We start from the raw sequence: 4,070 nt of genomic DNA, 5'->3' as shown, positions 1-4,070 counted from the left end.
CTTTTGGTCTAAAGAATGGACCTTGAAAGCAAATTGGCAAATCTATCTCTGTATCGCTTTCCTGCTGGTCGGGGCTTGGATTGAATTTTTTAGTTAGATTGAAGAGGCTGGGCTCAAGCCCAGCGGTTACTACTCAGAGTTCGTGTCAACATCTCAGCGCAGTGGTTGATTGGCAGATTTGTTCGTGTTTCACACTCCAAATCTGACCTAACGACTGATGCGAACTGTGTTCGCTTTATTTCCAACCTCAAACTGTCTCCCAGACAGTTTGAGCTGTGTGGGGGTGGGAGTAAAATAGTCCAGTGGACTATTTTAGCCCGAAGCTACTTGTTTGAAAATGAGGGGAACTCTTTTAGACTGGTCGAGTTCTTTCCCACTCCCTTTTTCTTCCAAAATGGACTGAGATTTTCTGCTAAAGATGGTATAATAAAATCATGCAAAAAATTGAGTTATTAGACGGAGAGCGGATTGACCAGCTCTTCTCGACAGATGTTCAGATTATTCAAAATCGGGAGGTGTTTAGCTACTCCATCGACAGCGTCCTCCTCTCACGTTTTCCAAAAATGCCTGCTCAGAAGGGGCTGATTGTTGACCTTTGTAGTGGAAATGGGGCGGTGGGCCTCTTTGCCTCCACACGTACTAAGGCTCAGATTATTCAGGTCGAGTTGCAGGAACGGCTTGCTGACATGAACCGCCGCTCCATCGCCCTCAATGGCCTGGAGGAACGGGTTTCGGTTATCAATGATGACTTGGCAAACCTGCCCCAGTATAATTTGCGGTCCAAGGTGGATTTGATGCTCTGCAATCCTCCCTACTTCAAGGTAGACGAGGGTTCAAACCTCAATGACAGCGAGCATTATCTTCTGGCAAGACACGAGATTGCAACCAACCTAGACAGCATTTGCCAGGTGGCCCAACAGGTGCTCAAATCAAATGGTCGCTTGGCCATGGTCCACAGACCCGACCGATTTTTAGATATTTTGGACACGCTGAGGACCTACAAACTAGCTCCCAAACGCATCCAGTTTGTCTATCCCAAGGCCAGCAAGGAGGCCAATATGCTACTAATTGAGGCTATCAAGGACGGCTCGGTGGACGGTCTGCACATCCTGCCACCTCTGGTTGTCCATGAGGAAAACGGCGACTATACTCCGGCTATTCATGAGATTTATTATGGAAAATAAGGCCTACTTTTATGTCTTGGAATGTGCCGACGGGAGTCTTTATACTGGTTATACGACTGATGTGGTCAAGCGGCTTGCTACCCATAATCGTGGGAAAGGGGCCAAGTACACCCGCGGACGCTTGCCTGTCAGCCTGCTCTATCAAGAAGCTTTTGCTAGTAAGCAGGAAGCCATGTCCGCTGAGGCACTCTTTAAGAAACGCAGCCGACAGAGCAAGTTGGACTATATCTCAGAAATGACTAAAAAACCTCGTACAAAATAGTACGAGGCTTTTTATTTAAAATACTTCCAAAATTGTATCAATTTTCCCCATAGCTTCTTCAAAAATAGCCTGCGCCTGGTTTGGATCGGCCGATTGTCCTTCGATAAAGACCTGATGGATGTCTTCAAAGCCCAGAAACTCAAAAATAGACTTGATGTATTGGGCTGCTGGATCTTGACCTGCGTAAACCCCACCATTGGACTGGATATGTAACAATTTTTTACCCTTGACCAGACCGATAGAGCCCTCAGGTCCATACTTGAATGTCAGGCCTGCAACGTTAATGGTATTAACCCATGAGACTAATTGACTTGGCACGTTGAGGTTCCAAAGGGGATTGACCACGACAATCTTATCTGCTGCAAGAAATTGTTGGGTCAGTGCATTGTAGCGGTCCAAGTGTTCTGCTTGTTCAGGACTGATTTCTATACCTTTTTTAACTGCTCCCATAGCCTCAAGCAAAGGCTTGTCCAAGGCAGGAATCTGATCTTCAAAGACATCGACTATTTCAATCCGATCTTCTGGGTGCAAACTGGCGTACCGAGTTTGAAACTCTTCCAAAGCTCGCAAGGCATAGGACTTTTGTGCGTCGAGGGGGTGGGCCTTTACAATTAATACAGTTACCATTGTTTCTCTCTTTATCACTAATTATCGATAATTCTATTCTACTCTTTTTGATTTGAAATTCAAATCATTTGCTCATAGCAAGAGGCTGGTCTCCCAGCCTCTGCATTCAAAACTGTTATCATTTTTTTAAATAGGTGTAAGCGACACAGTCTAGGCTATCAACAGCCGTAAAGCCAAGTTCTTCATAGAAAGACCGTGTTTTCTCAGTATTGTCTGTCAAGAGATGAAGCTGATAAATACCTGGAAAGTAGGCAATGGCCTGCTCCAAAAGCTGACGCCCGATCCCTTGTCGCTGATAGGTTGGTAGGACCAAGATGTCCTGAATAAAAACGATTGAATGGCCGTCACCAACTGCTCGCAAAAGACCAACTAGACGATCACCGTCATAGGCCGCAAGAACAAGCAGGCTATGTTCCAAAGCCTTCTGTAACATGGTAGGCCGGTCAGTATAATTTGTCCAACCAACTGAATCATAGAGGTTAAGGACAGCTTGAAAATCAAGTTGAGGATCTTGTTTGTAAGTAATCATGTTCTTCTCCTTTGTATACTTTTAGTTTACTTTTAGTACTCGCTCCAACTATCTGGTAGATAGTTGGAGGTTGGAAATAGAGCGAACAAAGTTCGCATCAACAGCCGCAGGCATAACTCAATGCTTTCTTTTTTCTAGATGACCAGCTGATGTACTTCGCTTTTTTGTTTTCAAGCTCAGGTACGAATAGTCCACCGGACTATTCGTATCCCCCAGACTGTTTCAATCAGGCAAGGCGAGTTCAAACAATCCAGTGGAGTGTTTGAAGTTGGAAATAAGGAAACGGAGTTTCCTCTTACGTCGAAGTAATAAAAGAAAAACTAAATGACGATATTGTTTTTTAGAATACAAAGGCTCGACCCATTGTCAAAACGCCCATGGTCTTACCTCCTGTTTTGCTACTTCAAGTATAACAAAAACCGCTCCAATTAGGAAGCGGTTTTGTAACGACGATAAAAATAATAGAGACTCAAGGTTATGACAGATATACCAAACAAAATCAGTACAAGGATAGATAGGGTTGTTGAACCTAACAGACTAACTAGTAGCAATAGCCCACCAATGATGAAGAGATAGCCTGCCTGCTTTCTTCCCCTTCTTTCTATTTCATTGGTCTTGCTGCCCAATTCCTCCTTGGGTAAATAATTCCCTATTACCATATAACCGATAGCTAGCAGTCCAATAACAAGTCTCCGGTAATCTAATTCTCCACCCAGGTTAGACCTGAGTAAAGCAACTTGAATGATGAGAGCCAGCAACGGAAAAAGCCATTTGACCACTCGAACGACTGGTGTTTTCCCTATCCCTTTCACATCATAAAGTACACAAATGAATAGGTGAACACAAAAGAATAGTAGTGGTGTCAAAATCATCATATACTTGGCCATAGAGCCATTTGGCTCACCATTTACGCCAAAATGTGTCACCATAGTATCTGGCAATGCTTTATAGTAACAAATCATCAATACAGCAATCAGTAGAAATATACTCGAAGTTGCTAATAAGGTTTTTATGTCAATTTTCTTCATCTTGTTGCCCTCCTAAACTTGCAATCCAAACCAAGACCTCTTCAAAGACCGTATAGTTTAGACGATAATAAATAAAATTTTTCTGCTTTTCCTCCAAAATTAATCCAGCTTTTTTCAAAGTGGATAAATGATGAGAAACTGTTGCTCCTGTTAAATGAAATTGTTCTACAATTTCCCCAGCAGACTTCGGCCCCGACTTAAGACTATCTAGAATTTGCCTACGAATAGGAGCAGAAATTGCCTTCAAGGTTTCGGAAAGCCCCATACTATCATTTCCTCCTTCTTTCTAGTAGTAATTACTCTTCAATAAAAATATAGTCAATTGAAACAAGAGTAGGACAAAAGTGCCTCAAGAAAAGTATTGCAATTTGGTAATACTTTTCGGAGGTGTTTTTTGATGTGAGCCCAGATTTTCTCGATGGGATTGTACTCAGGTGAGT

The 4,070-nt window shown here is 42.9% G+C and carries 6 protein-coding genes and 1 pseudogene; 2 read left to right on the top strand and 5 right to left on the bottom strand.

Translation table 11 applies throughout. The annotated features are described in order from the left end of the window. Positions 1-434: 434 nt before the first annotated feature. The gene (locus ODU55_RS04350; RefSeq protein WP_398581996.1) at positions 435-1,184 is read left to right on the top strand and encodes a tRNA1(Val) (adenine(37)-N6)-methyltransferase; all 750 of its coding nucleotides are present in this window, start codon (positions 435-437) and stop codon (positions 1,182-1,184) included. Continuing rightward, on the top strand, positions 1,174-1,446 hold the full coding sequence (locus ODU55_RS04345; protein ID WP_105135927.1) for a GIY-YIG nuclease family protein: 273 nt from the start codon (positions 1,174-1,176) through the stop codon (positions 1,444-1,446). Before ODU55_RS04350 ends, ODU55_RS04345 begins: the two co-directional genes overlap by 11 nt. A gap of 15 nt (positions 1,447-1,461) precedes the next feature. Here the strand turns inward: ODU55_RS04345 and ODU55_RS04340 are convergent, their stop codons facing one another. The 5 genes and pseudogenes from ODU55_RS04340 to ODU55_RS04320 form a co-directional block, all read right to left on the bottom strand. Beyond that, positions 1,462-2,073 (bottom strand): FMN-dependent NADH-azoreductase, encoded by a 612-nt coding sequence (locus ODU55_RS04340; protein WP_398581995.1) that lies wholly within the window; start codon positions 2,071-2,073, stop codon positions 1,462-1,464. 118 nt (positions 2,074-2,191) lie between these two features. Next, positions 2,192-2,602, bottom strand: coding sequence for a GNAT family N-acetyltransferase (locus ODU55_RS04335; RefSeq protein WP_398581994.1), 411 nt, complete (start codon positions 2,600-2,602; stop codon positions 2,192-2,194). 428 nt (positions 2,603-3,030) lie between these two features. Further along, positions 3,031-3,630 (bottom strand): DUF1648 domain-containing protein, encoded by a 600-nt coding sequence (locus tag ODU55_RS04330; RefSeq protein ID WP_398581993.1) that lies wholly within the window; start codon positions 3,628-3,630, stop codon positions 3,031-3,033. Beyond that, positions 3,617-3,895 carry an autorepressor SdpR family transcription factor gene (locus tag ODU55_RS04325; protein ID WP_275600726.1) on the bottom strand — a complete coding sequence of 93 codons (279 nt, stop codon included), beginning with the start codon at positions 3,893-3,895 and terminating at the stop codon, positions 3,617-3,619. The genes ODU55_RS04330 and ODU55_RS04325 overlap by 14 nt, the downstream gene beginning before the upstream one ends. 53 nt (positions 3,896-3,948) lie before the next feature. Further along, a pseudogene (locus ODU55_RS04320) lies at positions 3,949-4,070 on the bottom strand (IS630 family transposase); the annotation flags it as partial.

The organism is Streptococcus sp. 2022WUSS037, assembly GCF_044427225.1.
In the GTDB taxonomy this organism is placed as follows: domain Bacteria; phylum Bacillota; class Bacilli; order Lactobacillales; family Streptococcaceae; genus Streptococcus.
Note: the sequence above shows the minus strand (reverse complement) of the source record. Positions and strands in the feature narration are given on the sequence as shown.

Bases quoted from the DNA above. Each gene is read 5' to 3' on its own strand.
- ODU55_RS04335 (WP_398581994.1), bottom strand. From the start codon at position 2,602: ATGATTACTTACAAACAAGATCCTCAACTTGATTTTCAAGCTGTCCTT.
- ODU55_RS04325 (WP_275600726.1), bottom strand. From the start codon at position 3,895: ATGGGGCTTTCCGAAACCTTGAAGGCAATTTCTGCTCCTATTCGTAGG.
- ODU55_RS04350 (WP_398581996.1), top strand. From the start codon at position 435: ATGCAAAAAATTGAGTTATTAGACGGAGAGCGGATTGACCAGCTCTTC.
- ODU55_RS04330 (WP_398581993.1), bottom strand. From the start codon at position 3,630: ATGAAGAAAATTGACATAAAAACCTTATTAGCAACTTCGAGTATATTT.
- ODU55_RS04340 (WP_398581995.1), bottom strand. From the start codon at position 2,073: ATGGTAACTGTATTAATTGTAAAGGCCCACCCCCTCGACGCACAAAAG.
- ODU55_RS04345 (WP_105135927.1), top strand. From the start codon at position 1,174: ATGGAAAATAAGGCCTACTTTTATGTCTTGGAATGTGCCGACGGGAGT.